The organism is Streptomyces sp. NRRL S-646 (assembly GCF_000720765.1).
Lineage (GTDB): Bacteria > Actinomycetota > Actinomycetes > Streptomycetales > Streptomycetaceae > Streptomyces.
In genome coordinates, this window is the sequence record NZ_JODC01000037.1 from 1 (window position 1) to 21,581 (window position 21,581).

21 protein-coding genes and 7 tRNA genes are annotated in these 21,581 nt (G+C 70.4%); 18 read left to right on the forward strand and 10 right to left on the reverse strand.

Annotation, left to right across the window (positions count from 1 at the left end):
- The first annotated feature begins 74 nt into the window (after positions 1–74).
- A complete protein-coding gene (locus IH68_RS0146705) occupies positions 75–1,013 on the forward strand; it encodes a phosphotransferase family protein (RefSeq protein ID WP_030949353.1) in 939 nt (312 codons plus the stop codon).
- A gap of 80 nt (positions 1,014–1,093) precedes the next feature.
- Positions 1,094–1,396 carry a zf-TFIIB domain-containing protein gene (locus IH68_RS0146710; RefSeq protein WP_078912935.1) on the forward strand — a complete coding sequence of 101 codons (303 nt, stop codon included), beginning with the start codon at positions 1,094–1,096 and terminating at the stop codon, positions 1,394–1,396.
- Between the two features lie 49 nt (positions 1,397–1,445).
- Here the strand turns inward: IH68_RS0146710 and IH68_RS0146715 are convergent.
- The 5 genes from IH68_RS0146715 to IH68_RS0146735 all read right to left on the reverse strand — a co-directional run bounded on the left by IH68_RS0146715 (position 1,446) and on the right by IH68_RS0146735 (position 1,916).
- Positions 1,446–1,520, reverse strand: a tRNA-Val gene (locus IH68_RS0146715).
- 29 nt (positions 1,521–1,549) lie between these two features.
- Positions 1,550–1,621: transfer RNA gene (locus tag IH68_RS0146720), tRNA-Val, on the reverse strand.
- A 36-nt stretch (positions 1,622–1,657) separates the two neighbouring features.
- Positions 1,658–1,729 (reverse strand) — tRNA-Val (locus tag IH68_RS0146725).
- Position 1,730: 1 nt separating this feature from the next.
- Positions 1,731–1,804, reverse strand: a tRNA-Cys gene (locus tag IH68_RS0146730).
- A gap of 39 nt (positions 1,805–1,843) precedes the next feature.
- A tRNA-Gly gene (locus IH68_RS0146735) sits at positions 1,844–1,916 on the reverse strand.
- A 177-nt stretch (positions 1,917–2,093) separates the two neighbouring features.
- On the opposite strand from IH68_RS0146735, the gene IH68_RS0146740 reads away from it, so the two are divergent.
- From IH68_RS0146740 to IH68_RS0146750, 3 genes are read left to right on the forward strand one after another with little or no spacing between them, the layout of a single operon-like run.
- Positions 2,094–3,140 (forward strand): chorismate-binding protein, encoded by a 1,047-nt coding sequence (locus IH68_RS0146740; protein WP_030949357.1) that lies wholly within the window; start codon positions 2,094–2,096, stop codon positions 3,138–3,140.
- Complete coding sequence (locus IH68_RS0146745) at positions 3,137–3,958, forward strand: aminotransferase class IV (protein ID WP_030949370.1); 822 nt, start codon at positions 3,137–3,139, stop codon at positions 3,956–3,958. Before IH68_RS0146740 ends, IH68_RS0146745 begins: the two co-directional genes overlap by 4 nt.
- A gap of 53 nt (positions 3,959–4,011) precedes the next feature.
- The gene (locus IH68_RS0146750; protein WP_030949373.1) at positions 4,012–4,836 is read left to right on the forward strand and encodes a GNAT family N-acetyltransferase; all 825 of its coding nucleotides are present in this window, start codon (positions 4,012–4,014) and stop codon (positions 4,834–4,836) included.
- A 145-nt stretch (positions 4,837–4,981) separates the two neighbouring features.
- Here the strand turns inward: IH68_RS0146750 and IH68_RS0146755 are convergent, their stop codons facing one another.
- Positions 4,982–5,506 carry a DsbA family protein gene (locus tag IH68_RS0146755; RefSeq protein WP_030949376.1) on the reverse strand — a complete coding sequence of 175 codons (525 nt, stop codon included), beginning with the start codon at positions 5,504–5,506 and terminating at the stop codon, positions 4,982–4,984.
- A 234-nt stretch (positions 5,507–5,740) separates the two neighbouring features.
- Here IH68_RS0146755 and IH68_RS0146760 point away from each other — a divergent pair, with 234 nt between their 5' ends.
- Together IH68_RS0146760 and IH68_RS57525 are read left to right on the forward strand one after the other, a co-directional pair.
- A complete protein-coding gene (locus tag IH68_RS0146760; RefSeq protein WP_030949379.1) occupies positions 5,741–6,184 on the forward strand; it encodes a hypothetical protein in 444 nt (147 codons plus the stop codon).
- 154 nt (positions 6,185–6,338) lie between these two features.
- Positions 6,339–6,491 carry a hypothetical protein gene (locus IH68_RS57525; RefSeq protein WP_180292031.1) on the forward strand — a complete coding sequence of 51 codons (153 nt, stop codon included), beginning with the start codon at positions 6,339–6,341 and terminating at the stop codon, positions 6,489–6,491.
- Positions 6,492–6,556: 65 nt separating this feature from the next.
- Here IH68_RS57525 and IH68_RS0146770 read toward each other — a convergent pair whose 3' ends face one another.
- Together IH68_RS0146770 and IH68_RS0146775 are read right to left on the reverse strand one after the other, a co-directional pair.
- Positions 6,557–7,117, reverse strand: coding sequence for a CGNR zinc finger domain-containing protein (locus IH68_RS0146770; RefSeq protein WP_030949381.1), 561 nt, complete (start codon positions 7,115–7,117; stop codon positions 6,557–6,559).
- A gap of 242 nt (positions 7,118–7,359) precedes the next feature.
- A complete protein-coding gene (locus IH68_RS0146775; RefSeq protein ID WP_004002642.1) occupies positions 7,360–7,773 on the reverse strand; it encodes an SsgA family sporulation/cell division regulator in 414 nt (137 codons plus the stop codon).
- A 201-nt stretch (positions 7,774–7,974) separates the two neighbouring features.
- Between IH68_RS0146775 and IH68_RS0146780 the strand changes: the two genes are divergently transcribed.
- The 7 genes from IH68_RS0146780 (at position 7,975) to IH68_RS0146810 (ending at position 15,631) form a co-directional block, all read left to right on the forward strand.
- Entirely contained in the window at positions 7,975–8,439 is a 465-nt protein-coding gene (locus IH68_RS0146780) for a TIGR02611 family protein (protein WP_030949383.1), read from the forward strand.
- Between the two features lie 88 nt (positions 8,440–8,527).
- Positions 8,528–8,599 (forward strand) — tRNA-Val (locus IH68_RS0146785).
- Between the two features lie 334 nt (positions 8,600–8,933).
- The gene (locus tag IH68_RS0146790; RefSeq protein WP_030949385.1) at positions 8,934–10,223 is read left to right on the forward strand and encodes an ABC transporter substrate-binding protein; all 1,290 of its coding nucleotides are present in this window, start codon (positions 8,934–8,936) and stop codon (positions 10,221–10,223) included.
- Positions 10,224–10,346: 123 nt separating this feature from the next.
- Complete coding sequence (locus IH68_RS0146795; RefSeq protein ID WP_030949388.1) at positions 10,347–11,303, forward strand: carbohydrate ABC transporter permease; 957 nt, start codon at positions 10,347–10,349, stop codon at positions 11,301–11,303.
- Entirely contained in the window at positions 11,300–12,184 is an 885-nt protein-coding gene (locus tag IH68_RS0146800) for a carbohydrate ABC transporter permease (RefSeq protein WP_030949391.1), read from the forward strand. Before IH68_RS0146795 ends, IH68_RS0146800 begins: the two co-directional genes overlap by 4 nt.
- A gap of 10 nt (positions 12,185–12,194) precedes the next feature.
- Positions 12,195–12,782 carry a hypothetical protein gene (locus IH68_RS0146805; RefSeq protein WP_030949394.1) on the forward strand — a complete coding sequence of 196 codons (588 nt, stop codon included), beginning with the start codon at positions 12,195–12,197 and terminating at the stop codon, positions 12,780–12,782.
- Positions 12,783–12,895: 113 nt separating this feature from the next.
- Positions 12,896–15,631, forward strand: a complete 2,736-nt coding sequence (locus tag IH68_RS0146810; protein WP_030949398.1) for a hypothetical protein — start codon at positions 12,896–12,898, stop codon at positions 15,629–15,631.
- 115 nt (positions 15,632–15,746) lie between these two features.
- Here IH68_RS0146810 and IH68_RS0146815 read toward each other — a convergent pair whose 3' ends face one another.
- On the reverse strand, positions 15,747–18,119 hold the full coding sequence (locus IH68_RS0146815) for an SCO7613 C-terminal domain-containing membrane protein (RefSeq protein WP_420719042.1): 2,373 nt from the start codon (positions 18,117–18,119) through the stop codon (positions 15,747–15,749).
- A gap of 124 nt (positions 18,120–18,243) precedes the next feature.
- Between IH68_RS0146815 and IH68_RS0146820 the strand changes: the two genes are divergently transcribed.
- On the forward strand, positions 18,244–18,690 hold the full coding sequence (locus IH68_RS0146820; protein ID WP_030949403.1) for an SRPBCC family protein: 447 nt from the start codon (positions 18,244–18,246) through the stop codon (positions 18,688–18,690).
- Between the two features lie 39 nt (positions 18,691–18,729).
- Positions 18,730–18,801: transfer RNA gene (locus IH68_RS0146825), tRNA-Val, on the forward strand.
- A 68-nt stretch (positions 18,802–18,869) separates the two neighbouring features.
- Here IH68_RS0146825 and IH68_RS0146835 read toward each other — a convergent pair.
- Positions 18,870–19,595, reverse strand: a complete 726-nt coding sequence (locus IH68_RS0146835) for a 3'-5' exonuclease (protein ID WP_030949405.1) — start codon at positions 19,593–19,595, stop codon at positions 18,870–18,872.
- A gap of 168 nt (positions 19,596–19,763) precedes the next feature.
- On the opposite strand from IH68_RS0146835, the gene IH68_RS0146840 reads away from it, so the two are divergent.
- The gene (locus tag IH68_RS0146840) at positions 19,764–20,330 is read left to right on the forward strand and encodes a DUF4365 domain-containing protein (protein WP_030949409.1); all 567 of its coding nucleotides are present in this window, start codon (positions 19,764–19,766) and stop codon (positions 20,328–20,330) included.
- Positions 20,327–21,553, forward strand: a complete 1,227-nt coding sequence (locus IH68_RS0146845; protein WP_030949412.1) for a hypothetical protein — start codon at positions 20,327–20,329, stop codon at positions 21,551–21,553. Before IH68_RS0146840 ends, IH68_RS0146845 begins: the two co-directional genes overlap by 4 nt.
- The last annotated feature ends 28 nt before the right edge of the window (positions 21,554–21,581 follow it).

Genomic DNA, 21,581 nt, shown 5'->3' on the forward strand with positions numbered 1-21,581 from the left:
GCCCCCCCGCCCCCCCTCCCCCCCCCCCCCCCCCCCGCCGTACCCTCACGAAAGACCACCGCCCAGGGAGCCCCATGACCCCCACCCCCTTGCTCACCGAACTCACCGCCCGAGCCAAGGCCAAGGCCCACTCCCGCACCACCCCCTGCCCCTGCGGCGCAGCCACCCTCGCCGACCGCCCCGACGCCACCGTCGTCCGCCACGCCGACACCGTCGCCAAGGCCCACGCCCCGGACACCCCCCGCGCCGACCTCACCCCCCGCCTCACCACCGCCACCCACCTCCCCGGCATCCTCCTCCCCCCACTCACCCCGACCCCCGTCGACCTGCACGGCCGCCTCGTCACGTTCTGGCCCTACGGCACCCCCGTAGACCCGGACACCCCCGACGCCGCCCCCTGGGAGCCCGCAGCAACCCTCCTCGCCCGCCTCCACCGCACCCCGGTCCAGACCCCCCTCCCGCCCATGCGAGGCCCCGCCAAGGCCGCCCGAGCCGTCGCCCGCCTCAGGGCAACAGCCGCCGCCCACCCCGCCACCCGCCCGGTCCTCCGCGCCTGGGACACCCTCCCGGCCTGGGCCCGAGCCGAAGCCCCGATGCCGGACACCACCACGCTGTGCCACGGCGACCTCCACCTCGGCCAGCTCGTCCGCCACCCCGCCCCCGACGGCCCCTGGCTGCTCATCGACGTCGACGACCTCGGCACCGGCGTCCCCGCCTGGGACCTGGCCCGCCCGGCGGCCTGGTACGCCTGCGGTCTCCTCCCGCCCGACGAGTGGACCCGCTTCCTCACCGCCTACCGCACGGCCGGCGGCCCCGCCGTCCCCGCCGACGGCGACCCCTGGGCCGCCCTGGACGTCCCGGCCCGCGCTCTCACCGTGCAGACGGCCGCCCGCGCCACAGCCAAGGCAGCAGCGGCGGACCGCCCCCTGGACGAGGTCGAACTGTCCATGATCGACGCATGTGCCCGAATGGCTTCGCTCCCGCCGGAGTTGACCCCGGAATTCGCGAAGTAGGGTGCAACCGACCGCACCCTGACAGAGTCTGTCCTGGGGAAACGCGAAGCAGGACCGACCGGCGAGGAGTTGAGCCGACCATGCAGTGTCCGAAGTGCCATGCGCCGATGCACACGTACAACCGCAACGGTGTCCAGATCGAGCAGTGCAGCGGCTGCCGCGGGATCTTTCTCGACTACGGCGAGCTGGAGGCGCTGACCCGCCTGGAGTCCCAGTGGTCCCAGCCCGCGCCGCCGCCCCCGCCCGCCCCGCAGGCGTACCCCGCCCCGCCCGCGCCCGCCTGGGGCGCCCAGCACGGCGGCCACGGAGGACACTACGGCGGCGGCCACCACGGCAGTCACCACCGCCACAAGAGCTTCGGCCACATGCTGTTCTCCAGCTGACGGCACACGACGAAGCCCCCGGCCGTACGAGACGGCCGGGGGCTTCGGCTGGTGCGCGATACTGGGATTGAACCAGTGACCTCTTCCGTGTCAGGGAAGCGCTCTCCCGCTGAGCTAATCGCGCAGGTGAACCTGCATGTGATGCGTACTGCGTGCGCGATACTGGGATTGAACCAGTGACCTCTTCCGTGTCAGGGAAGCGCTCTCCCGCTGAGCTAATCGCGCGGGTATGGATCTCACCGTACGTGCTGCAAGATCCAGTGGACGATACTGGGATTGAACCAGTGACCTCTTCCGTGTCAGGGAAGCGCTCTCCCGCTGAGCTAATCGTCCTTGGAGGTGGAGACGGGATTTGAACCCGTGTAGACGGCTTTGCAGGCCGTTGCCTCGCCTCTCGGCCACTCCACCAGGAGTGCAGGGGTTCGGGAAGATCCCCTGTTTCCATCGAGCGGACGACGAGGCTCGAACTCGCGACCTCAACCTTGGCAAGGTTGCGCTCTACCAACTGAGCTACGTCCGCTTGTCGTTTCGGTCCGCTCTCACGTCCCGGCGACGAACTGAACTCTAGCGGATTCCGGGGCCAGCACAAAAACGCGTTTGCGCAGCGTGCTGCGCTGCACCTGCTCGCGTACGTGGTCAGGGCCCCGAAGGGACATGCCCGGGCCACCTTCACGACACCCGCCCTAGACTCGACTGCGTGCTCGACCTCCCTCCTCTCGCCCGCTTCGGTGACCGCGTCGCCACCGGACTCCTCGACGTCACCAGCGATCCCGCGGCCCTCGACTCCACCGGTTTCTGGGCCGTCGTGGCGGACTTCGAGGGCCGGTTGACCTGCGCCCGCTTCAGGGACGTACGGGTGGAGGCCGTTCCCGCGCCGGTGCCGGGGGAGTGGCGGGGACCGGCTGCCGGTGACTGGACGTCCTCCCTCGACCGCGATGCGTACACGGCGGGTGTGCGCCGGATCCGCGAGCACATCGCGGCAGGGGAGGTCTATCAGGCGAACCTCTGCCGGGTGCTCTCCGCGCCCGTCGCGCCCGACGCCGACGTGGACGCCCTGACCGCGCTGCTGGCCCGCGGCAACCCGGCACCGTATGCAGGAACGATCCGGCTGCCCGGCCACGGGGTCGAGATAGCCACCGCCTCGCCCGAGCTCTTCCTGCGGCGCGGCGGCCGTGTCGTGGAGTCCGGGCCGATCAAGGGCACCGGGCGCACCGAGGCGGACCTGCTGGAGAAGGACTACGCCGAGAACGTGATGATCGTGGATCTGGTCCGCAACGACATCGGGCGTGTCTGCGCCACCGGCAGCGTGAGCGTGCCCGATCTGTGCGCCGTCGAGAAGCACCCCGGGCTGGTCCATCTCGTGTCGACGGTCCGCGGCGAGCTGCGTGCCGGCGTCGGCTGGCCCGAACTGCTCGACGCCACCTTCCCGCCCGGATCGGTCACCGGTGCGCCCAAGTCCAGCGCCCTGCGGATCATCGAAGCCCTGGAGACGGCGCCCCGCGGCCCGTACTGCGGAGGCATCGGCTGGATCGACGCGGACCAGGGAGCCGGCGAGCTGGCCGTCGGCATCCGTACCTTCTGGATCGACCGTGCGGAAGGCGTCCTGCGCTTCGGGACGGGCGCCGGCATCACCTGGGGCTCCGACCCGGAGGCGGAGTGGCGGGAGACCGAGCTGAAGGCGGCCCGACTGCTCGCGGTAGCGTCGGGGACGTACGAGGTGAGTGGAGAGGGACTACAGACGTGAAGATCTGGCTCGACGGCGGGCTGCAGGACAGCGAGTCCGCCCGCGTCTCCGTCTTCGACCACGGGCTGACCGTGGGCGACGGCATCTTCGAGACGGTGAAGGCGGTCGACGGGAAGCCGTTCGCGCTCACCCGGCACCTCGACCGGCTGAGCCGCTCCGCGGGCGGCCTCGGCCTGCCCGACCCCGACCACGACGAGGTCCGCCGCGCCTGCGCCGCCGTCCTCGAAGCCAACCCGGTGCCGCTCGGCCGGCTGCGCATCACCTACACCGGCGGCCACGGCCCGCTCGGCTCCGACCGCGGCGAGCACGGCCCGACCCTCGTCGTCGCCCTCGGCGAGACCACCCGGCGCCCCGACTCCACGGCCGTGATCACGGTGCCGTGGACCCGCAACGAACGCGGCGCCCTCACCGGCCTGAAGACGACCTCGTACGCCGAGAACGTCGTGGCCCTCGCCCGGGCTCGCCAACACGGCGCGTCGGAAGCCCTGTTCGCGAACACCGTCGGGCAACTCTGCGAGGGCACCGGCTCGAACGTCTTCGTCGTCCTCGACGGCGAGATCCACACCCCGCCGCTCGCCTCCGGCTGCCTCGCGGGCATCACGCGCGCGTTGACCGTCGCGTGGACCGGCGCCAAGGAGACCGACCTGCCGCTCGACGTCCTGGACCGCGCGGACGAGGTCTTCCTCACCTCCACCCTGCGCGACGTCCAGGCCGTGCACCGCGTCGACGACCGCGAACTGCCGGGCGCACCGGGCCCGGTGACCGCCAAGGCCATGCGGATCTTCGACGAGCGGTCCGGGGACGACCTGGATCCGTAAGAGCCGGGAAAACAGGCTGCCAAGGGGCGGCCGAGGCGGGTAGAACACCCCTGATGACCACGACTCTGCGGCCGACCGAGCCGCTTCAGCACCATGCCGACGGCACGCGCTCGCGCCGCTTCCAGGTGTGCGTGAACAGCCGGCCCGTCGGCACGCTGCAGCTCGGCACCTCGCCGGGCTTCGGCGACAGGGTGGCCCGCATCGTCGACCTGCGGATCGAGGAGCCGGACCGGCGCCGCGGCCGGGGCACGGTGGCCGCGCTGGCCGCGGAGGAGGTGGCGCGCGGCTGGGGAAGCCGGCAGATCGAGGTGGCCGTGCCCGCCGACGCGGCGCCGGCGCTGCGGCTCGTCGAGGCGCTCGGCTACGTCCTGCGCAACCGCGGCATGGAGAAGCCGCTCGGTGACACTCCGCCCGCGCTGCCGGACGGCAGCCGGGGCCGGCCCATGACCGAGGCCGACTACGAGGCGTGGTTCGCGCACGAATCCGAGACTTACGCGCGCGTGTGGATCGAGCGGGGCGTGCCCGAGGCCGACGCGTACGAGAGGTCGCGGCGCGATCACGAGAGGCTGCTGCCGCAAGGGCTGGACACGCGGGACATGCGGTTCAGCGTCCTCGAACACGAGGGGACGCGCGTCGGCACCCTCTGGGTGGCCCTGCTGGATGACAAGGCCTACGTCTACGACGTCGCGGCCGACGCCGCCCACCGCGGACACGGACACGGCCGCACGCTCATGCTCCTGGCGGAGACCCAGGCGATCACCGCGGGCCGACGCGTCCTCGGCCTCAACGTGTTCGCCGGCAACACCCCTGCCGAACGGCTCTACGAGTCACTCGGCTACCGGACGACGCGGTACACCCTGTACAAGCCGCTGCTCTGAGCGGGCCCGCGCCCTGAAGGGGCGCGGGGCGTGTCGATATGCGGCTCCGCCGCGAAAGCCGAGAGTGGGGGAGCGACCAGCCACGACGAGGCGCAGATGAGCGACAGCCCCTGGCCGCACATCCCGCGGAGCGCTCGGGCACCGGTCAGGCGTCCTGCCCGGCCAGCAGCCGGTCCGCGATCTCCTCGATCCGCTGCCGCAGCCCCTGCTGGCTCTTGCCGCCGTCCAGGCGCTCACCGCCGATGACGTACGTCGGGGTACCGGTCACGCCGATCGCCTTGCCCTCGGCCTGGTCGGCGTCGACGATCAGGATGTGCCGGCCGTCGATCAGCGCCGTGTCGAACTCCTCGGTGTCCAGCCCCAGTTCGGCGGCCACCTCGACCAGGAAGGGTTCTCCCTTACGGTCCAGCTCCTCGACCCGCTCCAGCACGGCCTCGACGTACTCCCAGCCCTTGCCCTGCTCGAGGGCCTCCTCGGCGGCCTGCGCGGCGGCGAAGGCATGCTTGTGCTTCTCCAGCGGGAAGTGCCGCAGCCGCAGCTCCAGCCGGTCGCCGTAGCGGGCGCGCAGGGCACGCAGGTCGTCCAGGGCGCTACGGCAGTCCGAGCACTGGAGTTCGCACCAGACGTCGAGGACGGGCACGGCGGGAGGCACGGGGGAGGAGTCGCTCATGCCGTCAGTCTCCCAGTTCGGGCGCGGTCGACCGAATCGAACCCCGGCCGCGGTGACCTGCGCCCGGGACCCTGATCCGCACCCGGAGAAGAGCCCGGAACCGGCACCTTCGGAGGAGCCGACCCGGAGATGTCCCTGATGTCCGCCCGGACCATGGCCGCGCGGGGTCCGGGCGGTGCAGGATGGAAGGGACGAAGTGCCCCCTGCCCGACCGAGCCCTGCCTGGAGGACCGGATGATTGCCGAGACCGTCTGTTCCGCCGTGTCCGCGGCCGGCCTGGGCATCGCGGTGGTCACGGCGTACCGCAAGCGCTTCCTCGCGGCCGCCCGCATCGCCGCCTACTCACTCGTCCCCATCGGCCTGGTGATGACCGGCACCGTGCAGTGGCTGGCGGACACCGCCTTCAGTCCGACGGCCTGGGCGGGCTTCGGTGTGCTCGGCGCCGCCTGGCTGCTGTTCTCCAGCACGCGCGCGGTGGAGCGCCGCCGGGGCGGCACCCGCAAGGAGCGCAGGGAAGCCAGGGCCGCGGGGCAGCGCGAGGCGGTCGCCCCGACGGCTTCCGCGCCTTCCCTGGGCCCGGGGGCCCGTCCGGCGACCCGGCCCGCGAGCGCACCCCGCGCCGAGTCGGCGGACGACTTCAGTGACATCGAGGCCATTCTGAAGAAGCACGGCATATGACCCGTGCATGACGACTGAAACGACACAGTGGATCAAGGCTGTGGCGTGAAGTGATCACGACCGGAACCGGACTTCACGGAATCCGGCGAACTGCCGGTCATTCCGTGCGTGTTGAGCGCGCCGGACGTGTGGAGTGCGCCATCATCGCCGCGAGATGCTGGACACGGAACACGGCGATACCGCGCCGCCGAAGGACGAGCCGCGCGGATGCCTCTTCGCCCTTTCCCAGCCACCGCTGATGATCTTCCTTGCGGTGATCGGGTGTCTGCTGCTCATGGCCTCGTTGCACGACCTGCTGATGCTGTGAGCCGTACCCGTGGTCCCCGGCGCCACCCGCGGGGGACCACGTCGACATCCGTGTCCGGGCAGGCCCTAGCCCGCCGCCTCCTTGCGCCGTGCCCGGTAGGCGGCCACGTGCAGACGGTTTCCGCAGGTGCGGCTGTCGCAGTAGCGGCGCGAGCGGTTGCGGGAGAGGTCGACGAAGGCGCGCCGGCAGTCGGGGGCCTCGCAGCGGCGCAGCCGCTCCTGCTCACCGGCCACCACGAAGAACGCCAGCGCCATCCCGCAGTCGGCCGCCAGATGGTCGGCGACGGAGGCACCGGGCGCGAAGTAGTGCACATGCCAGTCGTAGCCGTCGTGGTCCGTGAGGCGCGGAGTCGTACCCGCGGCGGCGACCAGCTCGTTGATCACGCCGGCGGCGGTCCGGGCGTCGTGCGCCGCGAAGACCGAGGCGAACCGGCCGCGGATCTTGCGCACGGCCGAGAGATCGAACTCCGAGAGCGTCCCCACATCGCTGATTTCGTGGTTTCGTACGAAATCCTCGAGAGCCGCGACGTCGAGCAGTCCGTCCGGTGCCGCGTTGTCCTCCGGTGCGGTGTTCACCAGATCCACCACGGTGTCGAGCGCGCACCGGGTGTCGTGGGTGATCAGCACGTTTCGCTCCCTGGCCTGGGGGTCGGGCGGACGCCCGCCTCATGCTGGCCGATGTTAGTGGCTTGCCGCCAGGCTGCGGGCGGTCGTGCCACCGGGGCACCTTCCCCCTGCGCCGCCGCACACACCGGCGCCGCCCCACGACTCAATCGCGGCGGCGGCGCTGATGCGTACCGTATGCAGTTGTTCTGGCCCGAGCCGTCTCCCCGAGTCGACGGCGCCGGGCGGCTTCGTGGTGCCTCGCCCTAGCTCTCCGCCAGGATGTGCGAGAGCTCCTGGTCGAGATCGAAATGCCGGTGTTCCGTGCCGGGAGGCACGGCGGCGTCGGTTCGCTTCAGGAAGGACTCCAGCGCCCGCGCCGGGGCTTCCAGCAGGGCCTCGCCCTCCGGAGAGCTCAGGGCGATGCAGACGACCCCCTGACCGTGACTGCGCGACGGCCAGACACGGACGTCGCCGGTGCCGGTGGGCCGGTGCAGCCCCTCCGCGAGGAGGTCGCGGGCGAACACCCACTCGACGGTCTCCTCGGCTCCGGTGTGGAAGGTGGCGTGCACGGCGTAGGGGTCGGCCGTGTCGTACCGCAGGCCTGCGGGGACAGGCAGGGAGGACTCGCTCGACACAACGAGGCGCAGGTGCAGCTCGCAGCTGACCGTGGTGTTCATAAGCGCCAGGGCCTTTCGCTCAGTGTGCGCTCGGGGATTCGCACGTCGGCGAAATCGACATGCCACCTACGGTGCCGTTGTAAACCCCTCTGAGTGTTTTGCGTGCCTTTACGTAACTCTTCCGGCCGATGGGTCGTTCATGAGGTACGGCCATTCCGGTGACTGGTTTCCGCTCGGTAAAGTAAGGTAAAGTTTGGCCGTATGAATACGGGGAGTAACCGGACCGAGGGAGTACCGGGCGAGGCTGCCGTGGCATCGGACGAGACGAGGCCGGACGGGGCGCAGAGCGAGCAGGGGCTCGGCTCCAAGGCGCCGGCGTTCATCAAGAGGCGTCGCGCACTGCATCTGAGCTGGCAGGTCGGAGTCTTCGTCATCGGTCTGGCGGTCGTGGCCGGCGGCATCGTCATGCTGCCGCTGCCTGGACCGGGCTGGGTGGTGATCTTCGGCGGCATGGCCATCTGGGCGACCGAGTTCGTATGGGCTCAGCTGGTGCTCCGCTGGACGAAACGCAAGGTCACCGAGGCGGCGCAGCGAGCCCTCGATCCCAAGGTGCGGCGTCGCAACATCACGCTCACGGCGATCGGTCTCGTGATCGTGGGTGTGCTGGCCGGGATCTACCTGTGGAAGTTCGGCGTCGTGATGCCCTGGAAGATCAAGGACCAGTGATCCGCGCGGGTGGCGCGGGCGCCGGTCGGCGCCGGTTCATGCTGGTCACAGGCACCCCCTGACATGGGGTAATGTTCTTCCTGCGTCCGGGCGATTAGCTCAGTGGGAGAGCGCTTCGTTCACACCGAAGAGGTCACTGGTTCGAACCCAGTATCGCCCACCCGGATCAACGGCCCGTCTGCGACAGCAGGCGGGCCGCCGTCGTGTGAGCCCCCTTGATGGGGTCCCGTGCTCAGGTGGGTTTCGGCCGAGCGACATCCGTGTGCGGATGCCCAGTTGATGTTCGGCCCGTCGGTCGTATGCGTCTCACCTGCGGCATCGCCCCTCTCGAGGTGCGTTCTGGTGCTGATGTGCCGTCAACTCGCCCGGGAGCCCGGCAAGAAATTCCTGTCCGAATCATTGACGCACCCCGAGGCCCTCCGTAACTTGTGGCAGCAAGCGCTTACTTGAAACGATTCATGCAGGTGGCAATGATGCCGGGGAGGGGCCCGACTGTGGGAACCAGCAGGAATGTTGAGAGGCGTACGATCCTCAAGGCCGCCGGGGCGTCGGCGGCCGTGCTGGGGCTGGCCGCGACGACGGGCTGCGGCGGCGACAGCGGCACCTCCGCCGACGGGACGGTGACGATCCGTTACTCCTGGTGGGGTGCCGACGAGCGGGCCAAGAAGATCAACCAGACCATCAGGCTCTTCGAGAAGAAGTACCCGAAGATCAAGGTGAAGACGGACTTCCAGGACTACGTCTCATTCTGGGAGAAGTTCCAGACGCAGGCGGCCGGCGGAAATCCCCCGGACGTTTTCCAAAACGCCGTCACTTTCCTTCGGAAGTACGACAAGAGAAGCGTCCTGCTCGACCTCAAGTCCCAGATCGACGCGGGCAGTCTGAGTCTCGACAACTTCCGTGCGGGTGTCACCAAGGTCGGCGAGGTCGACGGCAAGCAGCTCGGTATCCCGGTCGGCTCCAACACGATGGCGCTCGTCATCGACAAGAAGGTCTTCCAGAAGGCGGGCGTCGAGCCGGCCACGGGCTGGACCTGGGACGACTACTTCAAGGCCCTCAAGACCATCCACGACAAGACCAAGGTGCCCGGCGACACGGGCTACTTCAGCATCATGTACCTGTACGACCTGTATCTGCGGCAGAACGGAAAGGCGTTCTACACCAAGGACGGACTCGGTTTCGACGAGGCCGATCTGACGGAGTGGTGGCAGGACGGCTACAACCGGGTGAAGGCCGGCATCATCACCGACCCCAAGACCGTCGAGCAGGACCGACCCAAGTCCTCCCTCTCCGCAGGACACGGGGCCTCGGAATTCACCTGGGACAACTTCACCGTTCGCTACACCGCCGAGGGCAGCAGCGAGTACGGCCTCGCGCCGATCCCCACCATGGACGGAAAGCACACCGGGCAGTACCTGGCCTCCCTGATGCTGAGCGCCTCCGCACGCACCCAGCACCCCAAGGAAGTCGCCCAGTTCATCAACTTCATGGTCCACGACCCGGAAGTCGGCAAGATCATGGGCTACGACCGGGGCATCCTCGCCTCCACCCAGCAGTACGAAGCGTTCAAGCCGACCGACCCGGTCAACAAGGAGATCGCTCAGTACGAGGCGGACACCGCCAAGGCCGGAGTCCTCGGCACGATCACCCCGCACCCCTCCGGCGCCGACACCATCGAGGCGGCCTTCCTGCGCATCGGCGGCGACCTGGCCCAGGGCAAGACGAAGCCCTCCGCCGCGGTGAAGCAGTTCTTCGACGAGTCGCAGGCCGCCTTCCAGGCATAGCGCTCCGCTGGGGGTGCGGTTTGTTGGGTTCTGTCTGCTGCGCCGTCGTGGCTGGTCGCGCAGTTCCTCGCGCCCCTTTGGGGCGCCGCCAGCCCCCCGGCCCGGAACCGATTGGGAAGCACCGTGACGCTCGTCAAGGAATCACCGCCCGCCACCCGGAAGGCCCGCTCCACCGCCCCGGCCGCCGTCAAGCGGCGGGGGCGGCGGGAGAACCTCGCCGGCTATCTCTTCATGTCCCCGTGGATCGCGGGCTTTCTGCTCCTGACCGCGGGCCCCATGGTCGCCTCGCTCTACTTCGCGTTCACCGACTACAACCTCTTCAACACCCCGAAGTGGGTCGGTCTCGACAACTTCACCAAGATGCTCGACGACCCCCGGTGGCAGAAGTCGGTGGAGGTGACGGCCAAGTACGTGATCATCGGCACCCCGCTGAAGCTGCTGCTCGCCCTCGGGGTCGCCCTGCTGCTCGCACAGAGCCGCCGCGGACAGGCCTTCTACCGGGCCGCGTTCTACGCACCCTCACTCATCGGTGCGAGCGTCTCGGTCGCCTTCGTCTGGCGGTCGATCTTCTCCGACAACGCCATCGTCGACCGTACGATGTCGGCCTTCGGCTTCCACGCCGGCGGCTGGGTCGGCAACCCCGACTGGATCCTCTACTGCCTGGTCGCGCTCACCGTCTGGCAGTTCGGCGCGCCCATGGTCATCTTCCTGGCCGGGCTCAAGCAGGTGCCCAAGGAGCTGTACGAGGCCGCCGAGCTGGACGGTGCCGGGGCCTTCCGCAAGTTCTGGAGCATCACGCTGCCGATGATCTCCCCGGTGCTCTTCTTCAACGTACTGCTGGAGACCATCCACTCGTTCCAGATCTTCGGCTCGGCCTACGTCGTCTCCAACACCTACTGCGGCCCGGCCGACGCCACGCTCGTCTACACCTGCTACCTCTACCAGCAGGGCTTCAAGAACGCCCAGATGGGCTTCGCCTCCGCGATGGCCTGGATGCTGCTGCTCGCCGTGGCCCTGGTGACCGCCGTCCTGTTCTGGTCGCAGAAGAAGTGGGTGCACTACGAGGAGGACGCCCGATGAGCGCCACCACCCCCGCCACCCCGAAGCCGCTCGGCGGACTCGGGCGCAGGCGCGCCGGCTCGCTCGCCTGGCACATCGGCTCGCTGCTGGTCCTCGCGGTCGTCCTCTATCCCGTCGTCTGGGTGATCGGCGCGTCCTTCAAACCGAGCAAGGACATCATCAACAGCCTTCAGCTGTTCCCCGCCCATCCCATCCTGGAGAACTTCAAGGGCCTGGCCGACGGCATCGCCGACATCTCGATCTGGACGTTCTTTCAGAACTCCCTCCTGTACGCGGGCGGCGCCGTCGTCGGCATCCTGATCTCCTGCTCGCTGACGGCGTACGCCTTCGCCAAGATCAGGTTCGCGGGCCGGAACCTGCTGTTCTCGCTGATGATCGGCACGCTCCTGCTGCCGTATCACGTGCTGCTGATTCCGCAGTACGTGATGTTCCAGAAGCTGGAGCTGATCAACACCTATGTGCCGCTGCTCCTGGGCAAGTACCTGGCCACGGAGGCCTTTTTCGTCTTCCTCATGGTGCAGTTCATGCGCAACCTGCCGAGGGAGCTGGACGAGGCCGCCCGGATCGACGGCTGCGGGCATCTGCGGATCTACTGGTCGATCGTGCTGCCGCTGTGCCGGCCCGCGCTCATCACCAGCGCCATCTTCACCTTCATCAACGCCTGGAACGACTTCATGGGCCCGCTGATCTACCTCAACGAGCCCGGCAAGTACACCGTCTCCCTCGGCATGATGATGTTCCGCGACTCCGACGGCGTCGCCGCCAACTACGGCGGCCTCATCGCGATGTCGCTGGTGGCGCTGCTGCCCGTGCTGCTGTTCTTCCTCGCCTTTCAGCGCTATCTGATCGACGGCATGGCGACCTCCGGACTGAAGGGCTGAGGTGGTCACCATGGCCGAAGTACGGGTGAAGGCGCGCAAGGAGTCGGTGTTCGCGGAGCGGTTCGCTGTCTTCGCCGAGTGTCTGCTCACCGGGGTGTGGATCGCGGTGGCCTCGCTGGGAGTGGTGACCTTTCCGGCCGCCTTCGCCGCCGGGGCGAGGCATCTGCGCCGTCGTACCGGCCATGAGGGCGGCTGGCGGGAGTTCGTCGGCGACTTCCGTACGGCTGTGCGGGGCGGGTGGCTCGCCGGGCTCGCCGGGTGGGTCGCGGCGGGCCTGGTCTGGGTGGACGTCCAGGCCGTGCGCGCCGGACTGCCCGGGGGGCCGTTCGTGGGGGTCGTAGGCCTGTTCGCGCTGATCGGCCTCGTCGTGGCCGGGCTGCGTGCGGCGGCGGTCTGGGAGCCCGGGGCGGCCTGGCGGGCGCTGCTCGCCGAAGCCGGCCGCCGTACCGTCCTCGACCCCGCCGGGTCCTTCCTGCTCGTCGGCGGAGTGGTCCTCCTCGTCTGTTCCGCCCTGCTGATCGCGCCGCTGGCGGTCCCCGTCCTGGGGGCCGTCGCGGCCGCGGCCGTCGCCGTGGAGGAGCGGTACCGGCGCCGCTGACGGGCGGTGCCCTCTCCTGGGTCGGTGCCCCGGCGCCGCGCCTCTCTCTGTCATGCCCCTGAGCAGCTGCACGGAAAGACACGTCCCGCACGGAAAGGAAAGGCTGAACTCTCATGTCTCCCATCCCCCGCAGGTCCCTCCTCAAGGCGGCCGCCGTCGCCGGAGCCGCCGCGCAGTTCAGCTGGGCCTCAGGAGCCAAGGACGCGCAGGCCGCGCCCAGAGCCGAGGCCCCGGCCGCCGATCCCGTGACCCTGGACTGGCTGGAGGACGGCGGCCTGGGGGCCGCGCCCGGCTCGACAGTGGGTGTGCCCTGGCCGAAGGGCGTCCACCAGCCCGACCAGACCTTCGCGCTCACGGACGCGGACGGCAAGGCCGTACCCGTGCAGTCCTGGCCCATCGCGTACTGGCCGGACGGCTCCCTCAAGTGGTCGGCGCACGCGGTGAGTTCGGGATCCGGCAAGCTCACTCTCGCCGCCGGAGACGCAGCCGCCCCCGACAAGAAGGTCACCGTCGACCAGAGCGGCGGCACCATCGACGTGTCGACCGGCGTCATCACCGCCAAGATCGGCAAGAACGGCTCCACGATCATCAAGTCGGTGACCCGTGGCTCGACGGAGATCGCCAGGAACGGCCGGCTCGTCCTGATCCGCCAGCCGGAGATCGAGGACGGGGACCAGGGCACGGTCAAGACCGAGCGCTTCGACGGCGCGATCGGAGAGGTGACGGTCGAGCAGGACGGCCCGGTCCGTGCCGTGGTCCGCATCGACGGCAAGCACCGCAAGGGCGACCGGAGCTGGCTGCCGTTCTCCGTCCGCCTGTACTTCTACGCCGGGGCCGACTCCTTCCGCATGGTGCACACCATCACCTACGACGGCACACAGGAGCCCGGCAAGGCGAGCGGCGACTTCATCCGCGGACTGGGGGTGCGCTTCAGCGTGCCGATGCGGGACGCGTCGTACGACCGGCACATCCGCGTCGGCGGCGAGGGCACCGGTCTGCTGCGGGAGGCGGTCAAGGGGATCACCGGCCTGCGCCGCGACCCGGGCGCGGCCGTGCAGGCGGCCCAGTACGCGGGCCAGAAGCTGCCCGACCCGTCCACCTGGGACCAGCGGGTGACGACCCGGCTGCAGTACATCCCGGAGTGGGGCGACTACACCCTCGCCCAGCTCTCCGCCGACGGCTTCACGCTCCGCAAGCGGACCAAGAAGGGCTACGGCTGGATCGGCGCCGGCGGCGGCAAGCGGGCCTCCGGCTTCGGCTATGTCGGTGGCGTCAGCGGAGGATTCTCCTTCGGGCTGCGGGACTTCTGGGAGAAGCACCCCGCCCAGCTCGACATCCGCGACGCCCACACCGACGAGGCCGAGGTCACCCTCTGGCTCTGGTCGCCCGAGGCCCAGCCCATGGACCTGCGCTTCTACCACGACGGCATGGGCCAGGACACGTACGCCAAGCAGCTCGAAGGCCTCAACATCACCTACGAGGACTACGAGCCGAAGTTCGGCACCCCCTACGGCATCGCCCGCACCTCCGAACTCCTCTTCTGGGCCAACGAGTCGACCCCGGCCGCCGAGAAGCTCGCCGAACAGGTCGAGGCCGTACGAGTGCTGCCGCAGCTCGCCGCGCCGCCCAAGCAGCTCATCAAGGCCAAGGTCTTCGGCCCGGGCCTGTACTCCGAGCCGGACCGCTCCACACCGGCCAAGGCGAAGATCGAGGACCACCTCGACTTCCTCTTCACCTACTACAAGGACCAGGTGGAGCAACGCCGTTGGTACGGCTTCTGGGACTACGGCGACTTCATGCACTCCTACGACACCGTGCGCCACCAGTGGCGTTACGACGTCGGCGGCTACGCCTGGGACAACTCCGAGCTGTCGCCGGACATCTGGCTCTGGATGGCCTACGTCCGCTCGGGCCGTGCGGACATCTTCCGCTTCGCCGAGGCCCTCACCCGGCACACGGGCGAGGTCGACGTCTACCACCTGGGCGACTGGGCGGGCCTCGGCACCCGGCACGGCGTCCAGCACTACGCCGACAGTGCCAAGCAGCAGCGCATCGCCAACACCACCTACCGGCGCTACTACTACTTCCTCACCGCCGACGAACGCGTCGGCGACCTCATGCACGCCAACGTCGACTCCGACGAGACCTTCCTGGTCCTGGACCCGCAGCGCAAGGTCCGCACCGACCCGTACACGCCCGACCGACACGCCCTGTCGATCGGCTTCGGCACCGACTGGAGCGGCCTGGTGTCCGCGTGGCTGACCGAGTGGGAGCGCAAGGGCCCCAAGTGGGAGAAGGCCAAGGCGCGGGTGCTGTCCACGATGGAGGGCATCGCCGCCCAGCCCAACGGCTTCGTGCAGGGCAGCGGGCTGTACGACCTCGACACCGGCAAGCTCGCCGTCGCCTCGACGCCCGTGGTCTCCGTCTCGCACCTCTCGGCCGTGTTCGGCCTCAACGAACTGTGCGCGGAACTCATCGACCTCGTGGACATGCCCAAGTTCAACCAGGCCTACTTCGACTACTGCCGCTACTTCAACGCCACCAAGGCCGAGCAGAAGGCCCGCTACGGCTCAGACTTCGGCACCCTGCTGCTGTTCCAGGGGCACTCGCGCCTGGACGCGTACGCCGCCGTCCAGACGGGTGACGCTGCGCTGGCCAAGCGGGCGTGGACGAAGTTCTACAGCTCCGACGGGTACACGGAGACTTCGCCCTGGAAGACGGAGAAGCTGAGCGGGCCGGTGACGTTGGTCGCGGGCAGCGAGGCCGCGTGGGTGTCGTCGAACGACACCGCGCTGTATGGCCTCGCGGCCATTGAGAATCTGGCGTTGCTCGGTGACAAGATGCCGTAACGCTCCGCTGGGGGCCGGGAACTGCGCTCGTTTTTGTCTGCGGGTCCGTTGTGGCTGGTCGCGCCCACGCGGCGGAGCCGCACATTGACAGCGCCCCGCGCCCCTGACGGGGCGCTCAGTGCATGGTCGTCAGGATGTCCCGTACTCGGCGGACGTCCCTGAGGCGGCGTTCGTAAGTTGCCCCGAGTGCCAGCAGGAGCAGGCCGGCGAGTGCGAAAGGTACCCAGCGGGGGAGGGCGCCGGTCATCTGGACCAGGTACGGGGCCAGTTCGTGCAGGGCGTCCAGGACCAGGACCGAGCCGCCGAGCACGAGGGGAGCCTGGAGACGGTGGCGGGCGCCCAGCAGGGTGGTCAGCAGGGCTGCCGTGCCGAGCAGCAGCGGGCGCGTCCAGTGCGGGTCGTCCCAGGCCGCGGCGAGGCTCGGCAGCAGGGTGGCGGCGAGCCCGGCGCCGTACGCCGTCCACGACGACGCCTGCGGGTCGCGGGACCTGCGCCAGACGCCGACACACAGCGCCGGGACGGTGACCGGGAGCGTGTACGCCTCGACGGTGCCGACGTCCCAGGCGGCCAGCCGGACCCAACTGGCCAGCAGGAACAGGGCGGCGGCCACGTAGCCTGCGGGGCGGCGGTCGGAGCGTACCGCCGTGCCCGCCGCGATCACTGCGCACAGGGCCAGCACCAGGGCGAGCATCGGTGGCGCGGTGATCGCGAGGCCGACGGCCAACAGTCCGGTGGCCGCTCCGGTCACTTCGACCGGCACGCGCGCGTGGCTCTCGCCGAGCCGGGCTGCGAGCAGGGCAGCCGCCAGCGTGACCACCAGGACCAGCAGCGCAGTGTGCTGCGGCCGCCAGTCCGCCGCCAGACCTGTCGTGCACGCCAGCGCAGTGGCGTACACGACCGCGGCCGGAGCGGTGAAGGGCGCGAGGTGCGGGCGCAGCGAGGCAGCAGCGAACAGAGCCATCAGGACGGACAGCACAGTCAGGGTGGCCGTCTGGGATGCAAGCGAGAGGAAGGCGAGGGAGACCGAGCTGCCCAGGGCGAGCGTGGTGGCGGTCACGGGCAGGAGCCGGAAGGCCGCCGCCGCGAGGGCCGCTGCGGTCACCGCGCCCTGCAGCAACAGGGCGGCAGAGTAGGGAAGCTGGAGGACCGCAGGCAGCGTCATGACGGTGGCCCAGGCGAGGAGCGTCGCGCCGGTCAGCGCCTGGGGACGTCGGGCCTCGCCGCGCACCAGCAGGGCCAGCACGGCTGCAACGACCACCGGGCCGAGGAGCAGCTGACCGGGATACGGCGGCCACGGCATGTGGACGGCCGCCGCGGCACGCGCGTCCGAGGGGGCACCGGTCCACCAGCGCTCCGCCCAGCCCAGCGGGCCCAGCAGCGCAACGACGACCAGCGGCAGCGCACAGGCGACGACGACCGCCTGCACCGCACCGGAGGCCTGGACCAGCCCCCGCCGCACAGGCTCGGGCAGACGCATCCGCAAGGCCGCCAACAGCGCGATGCCGCATGCCAGATACCCCGGCACCGTCCACCCCTCCGGCAGCGTCACCCGCAGCACACCACCACCGGCGGCGACCAGGAGCAGGCCGCCCGTCACGGCGTTGCCCGTCGCCAGGGCAGGCTTCGGCAGCCGCCAGGCGGCGCCCAGCGCGATCACCGCCGCAAGGGTGAGGAGCGCCGCCGCACGGGCGGCGGCGCCCGGGCCGGCTGCATCCCAGGAGAGCCAGCCGGCCGTCAGTGCACCCAGGGCGCCCGAGCCGTACGCGCCGACGGCGGCGAGGACGCGTACGGACCTGGCGGTCACCCGGAGCGCCACACCTGTGTCGAACCCGGCCGTCACCAGAAGCGCGGCCGCGATCCCGGACGACCCCACCGTGGCCGAGATCGCCCAGAAGAACAGCGGGAGTTGGGCCGCGGCCAGCGCGGCGGGCAGCGGCAGCCGCAGCCCGGCCGCACGCGGCAGCAGACCGTACGCCGTCCAGAGCGCCGCCAGCAGGGCCGAAGCGACGGCCGTGTACCCCGCGCCGTCCGTCCCCATGAAGGCGACCTGCTGCAACGCGTACGCGTCCAGTACCGTCAGCGCCAGCCCCAGGCCGGCCACCGACTCGGCCGTCGAACGCAGCCCGCGCTGCAGCAGGGGAAACGGCGCACCGAGCGCTGCCACCGTGACCGCGCCGAGCACGAGGGCGCGCCCCGTGATCCCCAGATGCCCCCAGCTGACCAGCGTGAACACCATCGCGGCGACCGTGAGCAGGACCCCGCCGAGCAGCAGCAGAAGGTTCTGCACGCCGGGCGCGGTGGTCTCCGGGCGAGACGCCTCGACGGGCGCCTGCGGTGCCTGCTGTGCCGGGGGCACCGGGCGGGCTGCCTGGAGCGCGGCGACCAGCCAGGCACGGCGATGGAGCAACTGGGCCCGGCGGGCGTCCAGTTGCCAGAGCTCGGCGTCGAGGAGCTGCAACTCCTCGGCCGGGGGCGGAACATGCGTCATGCCTCGGAGTGTGGTCCGCGTCACGTCGTACGGCATGAGCGCAGGTACTCAGAACGTACTCAGATCCCGCCACCACGTGGCTCGGATGCGGGGCGGACGCGCTGGGTACGGGCAGAATCCCACCATGGACTGGACGCACTACCGCTTCCGCAGCCTCTGGGTCCTGCCCGCCCCGCCCGCCACCGTGTACGAGGTGCTGGAGCGGGCCGAGGAGTACCCCCGCTGGTGGCCCCAGGTGCGGGAGGTGACCCGGCTCGACGACACCACGGGCGTCATCCGGATCCGCTCCGTCCTCCCGTACGACCTGCACTTCACCGCCCGCGAGACGCGCCGCGACCCCGTCGCGGGCGTCCTGGAGATCGCGATGTCCGGCGACATCGAGGGCTGGGCGTGCTGGACCATCGCCGCCGGCGCCGCGGGCACTCTCGCCCGCTTCGAGCAGGTCGTCGACGTGCACAAGCCGCTGCTCAGGCAGTTCGCCGTACCGGGGCGGCCGTTGTTCCGCGCCAATCACCGGCTGATGATGCGGGCCGGGCGGCGAGGCCTGGTCGCCTACCTGGAAGCGGTTTGAAGGAAACCCGCGGGGACCTGTATTGTTCAGTCCGTTCCCGGGCGATTAGCTCAGTGGGAGAGCGCTTCGTTCACACCGAAGAGGTCACTGGTTCGAACCCAGTATCGCCCACCGGGAAAGGCCGGTCCGCAGCAGCGGACCGGCTTTCTTCATGTCGGCCTGCTTCATGTCGGCCTGCTTCATGCGGCCGCCGGAAGATCCGGCCGCAGCGGCCACGCCGGGTTCACGATCTCCTCCGTACCGCTCTTCGCGAACCACGCCTGCAGGCCGCGCGCCTGGGCGGCGTGCCAGGTGGTCTGCAGGGTGTGCAGTTCGGCGGGGGAGAGACGCTCCAGCCGGGTGGCGAAACGACGCCCGAGGGCCCGTACGACGTCCAGTGCGGCCAGTGCGTCCGCCGCCGCGTCGTGCGCACCCTCCAGCGTGACGCCGTAGTGCGCGCACAGGTCGGTCAGGGTGCGGCGGCCCTTGCGGTAGCGGTCCAGGTGCTTGTCGAGGACCCGGGGGTCGAGCACCCGCAGCGTCGACGACTCGAACCAGCGGTCCAGCGAAGAGGCGCGATGGCGGCGCAACTCGCGGTCCAGGAGTGTCAGATCGAACGGCGCGTTCATCACCACGAGCGGGCGGGCCATCGCCGCCTGCTCCGCCAGTTCCTCGGCTATCTCGTACATCACCGGCGCCGGCCAGCGGCCGTTGCGCTGCAGGTGTTCGTCCGTCAGCCCGTGCACAGCCGTCGCCGCCTCCGGGACCGGCACACCCGGGTTGACCAGCCAACGGGTCATCCGGGGCCGGCTGCCCGGGGCGTCCTGGACGACGACGGCGGCCGACACGATCCGGTCGGTCTCTACGTCCACGCCCGTGGTCTCCGTGTCGAATGCGGCCAGGGGCCCCTCGTACCAGGTCGTCATGCCTACACAACTCCTCGTTCACCCACGGCAGCTGACGTCCCGTCTTCTGCCTGTTTGGTGATACCCGGGCTGTTTGCGCCGTACGCCGGAAGGACACAACAGGAGTACGGGTCTTTGCAGTTCAGAGGCCCACAGCAGGGAATCACTTGGCGTGGAAGGCTGTTGGTCATGGCGATAGCGCAGCCCGAGCGGGGCGGGCTGCTGCCCGAACGTACGGGCCCCCTTCGCGGCACACTCGCCACCACCGCCTGCATGGAGACACTGCAGGTGGGTTATCTGCACGCCGTCGCCGCGGCGGCGGGCTGCTCGCTGTCCCAGCCATTTCCGGACAACGGCATCGACTGGCACGTCAGTCACGGCTCGCCCGGGCACACCGTCGACGACGAAGTGACCATCAAGGTGCAGCTGAAGTGCACGTACCAGGTCCCGCCGAACCCGCCGGGGCGCTTCTTCTCCTTCACGCTCGACAACGACCATCTGCGCAAGCTCGCGCGCACACCCGTCTCGGTGCACAAGATCCTGGTCGTGATGCTCGTCCCGAGATCCCAGGACGACTGGCTGCGCGCCAGCCACGACCGCCTCGACCTGCGGCACTGCTGCTACTGGGTCAACCTGGCCGGCCAGCCGGTCACCGGGCGGACCCGGACAACCGTGCGGATACCGACCTCACGCATCTTCGACGACCGGGCGCTGTGCGAGATCATGACGCGGGTCGGGGCCGGAGGCAGACCATGACGCACCGCCCGTTGGAGGAGCCACTGCGGCCCGTCAGGCCGCACCCGGTCGAGGCCTCCTGGCACCGGCCCCCCGAGCCCGACGAGGTCGACCCCGCCGTGCTCAGCGCCCTGCTGCAGCGGCACGGCTGGGAGCGGCGCGGCGGAGCCGCCGGACGCTACGGCCGCTGGACCCCGCCCGGCCCCGGTGGCGGCGGGACGAGCCTGCTCGTGCCCGAGAGCCGCGCCTTCCCCGACAGCGACGACCTGCTCGGCGAGGCGCTCGTCGCGCTGACCCGTAGCGCTACGCCCTCCGCGCGCGAGGTACTGGTCGGACTCGCAGTGCCCAGCGACGAGATCCGCTGGTGGCGGGATGTGCCGAGCGGTCCGGCCGGCTCCGCGCCCTGGGTGGTCGAGGAGCAGCTGCGCGCCTCCGCCCGCCAGATGCTGCTCGCCGGGGCGCTCGCCACGCGCGCGCGTGCGGGCTATTACGGCGCCCGGCACCGTCGTGCCGCCGCCGCGCTGCTGGAGAGCGTCCTCGTCGGCTCCGCGGCCGGCGGCGGGCGACTGACCGCCTTCGTGCCCGTCGGCACGGGGCGGCAGCTCGCCGTGCGCCTCCACCAGGCTCTGTACGCCGCCCGCGAGGCCATCGACTACCAACGCGCCACCGGCGGCATGGACGCCTTCGACGGCGCCGTCGAGGCGGGCGTGAGCCGTGAGCTCACCGAGGCGCTGATCGTCCTCGTACGCGGCACAGAGGGCGCCAGGATCGCCGTCGAGTGGGCACCGGCCGCAGGGGTGCCCGAGGACTGCGTCGCAGGCGTCGAGCCGGTGGAGTTCTCACCGGGCGATCTGCCCGCGCTGCGCGAGGCGGGGGCCCGCTATCTCCGCGAGGAGCCCTCGGTGCCCGTGCGGATCACCGGCACGGTGGTGCGGATGCGCAGGTCGGGGCCGCGCGGGGAGGGCAGCGTACGGCTGCGGGTGATCGCGGGAGCCGAGGTGCCGCACGTCCGGATCACGCTGGACGAGGAGGATTACCGCATCGCCGGGCACGCCCATCTCGTGGGGCTGCCCGTGCGGCTGCACGGGCGGCTGGAGAGCCGGGGCGGCTTCCGGCGGCTGACGGGGGCGTCCGGCGTGGCACCGGTGCAGGTGGAGGAGGCGGAACGGGACCGGCTCATGAAGTCCCTGCAGGAGAACCTCGACTTCTTCGAGGAGGCGTGCAGCGGGGAGGACGACGACTGAGCGCGGGCCTGCCTGCACAAAGGGCGAC

Bases quoted from the DNA above. Each gene is read 5' to 3' on its own strand.
- IH68_RS0146705 (WP_030949353.1), top strand. From the start codon at position 75: ATGACCCCCACCCCCTTGCTCACCGAACTCACCGCCCGAGCCAAGGCC.
- IH68_RS0146710 (WP_078912935.1), top strand. From the start codon at position 1,094: ATGCAGTGTCCGAAGTGCCATGCGCCGATGCACACGTACAACCGCAAC.
- IH68_RS0146750 (WP_030949373.1), top strand. From the start codon at position 4,012: ATGACCACGACTCTGCGGCCGACCGAGCCGCTTCAGCACCATGCCGAC.
- IH68_RS0146755 (WP_030949376.1), bottom strand. From the start codon at position 5,506: ATGAGCGACTCCTCCCCCGTGCCTCCCGCCGTGCCCGTCCTCGACGTC.
- IH68_RS0146760 (WP_030949379.1), top strand. From the start codon at position 5,741: ATGATTGCCGAGACCGTCTGTTCCGCCGTGTCCGCGGCCGGCCTGGGC.
- IH68_RS57525 (WP_180292031.1), top strand. From the start codon at position 6,339: ATGCTGGACACGGAACACGGCGATACCGCGCCGCCGAAGGACGAGCCG.
- IH68_RS0146775 (WP_004002642.1), bottom strand. From the start codon at position 7,773: ATGAACACCACGGTCAGCTGCGAGCTGCACCTGCGCCTCGTTGTGTCG.
- IH68_RS0146780 (WP_030949383.1), top strand. From the start codon at position 7,975: ATGAATACGGGGAGTAACCGGACCGAGGGAGTACCGGGCGAGGCTGCC.
- IH68_RS0146800 (WP_030949391.1), top strand. From the start codon at position 11,300: ATGAGCGCCACCACCCCCGCCACCCCGAAGCCGCTCGGCGGACTCGGG.
- IH68_RS0146805 (WP_030949394.1), top strand. From the start codon at position 12,195: ATGGCCGAAGTACGGGTGAAGGCGCGCAAGGAGTCGGTGTTCGCGGAG.
- IH68_RS0146810 (WP_030949398.1), top strand. From the start codon at position 12,896: ATGTCTCCCATCCCCCGCAGGTCCCTCCTCAAGGCGGCCGCCGTCGCC.
- IH68_RS0146815 (WP_420719042.1), bottom strand. From the start codon at position 18,119: ATGACGCATGTTCCGCCCCCGGCCGAGGAGTTGCAGCTCCTCGACGCC.
- IH68_RS0146820 (WP_030949403.1), top strand. From the start codon at position 18,244: ATGGACTGGACGCACTACCGCTTCCGCAGCCTCTGGGTCCTGCCCGCC.
- IH68_RS0146835 (WP_030949405.1), bottom strand. From the start codon at position 19,595: ATGACGACCTGGTACGAGGGGCCCCTGGCCGCATTCGACACGGAGACC.
- IH68_RS0146840 (WP_030949409.1), top strand. From the start codon at position 19,764: ATGGCGATAGCGCAGCCCGAGCGGGGCGGGCTGCTGCCCGAACGTACG.
- IH68_RS0146845 (WP_030949412.1), top strand. From the start codon at position 20,327: ATGACGCACCGCCCGTTGGAGGAGCCACTGCGGCCCGTCAGGCCGCAC.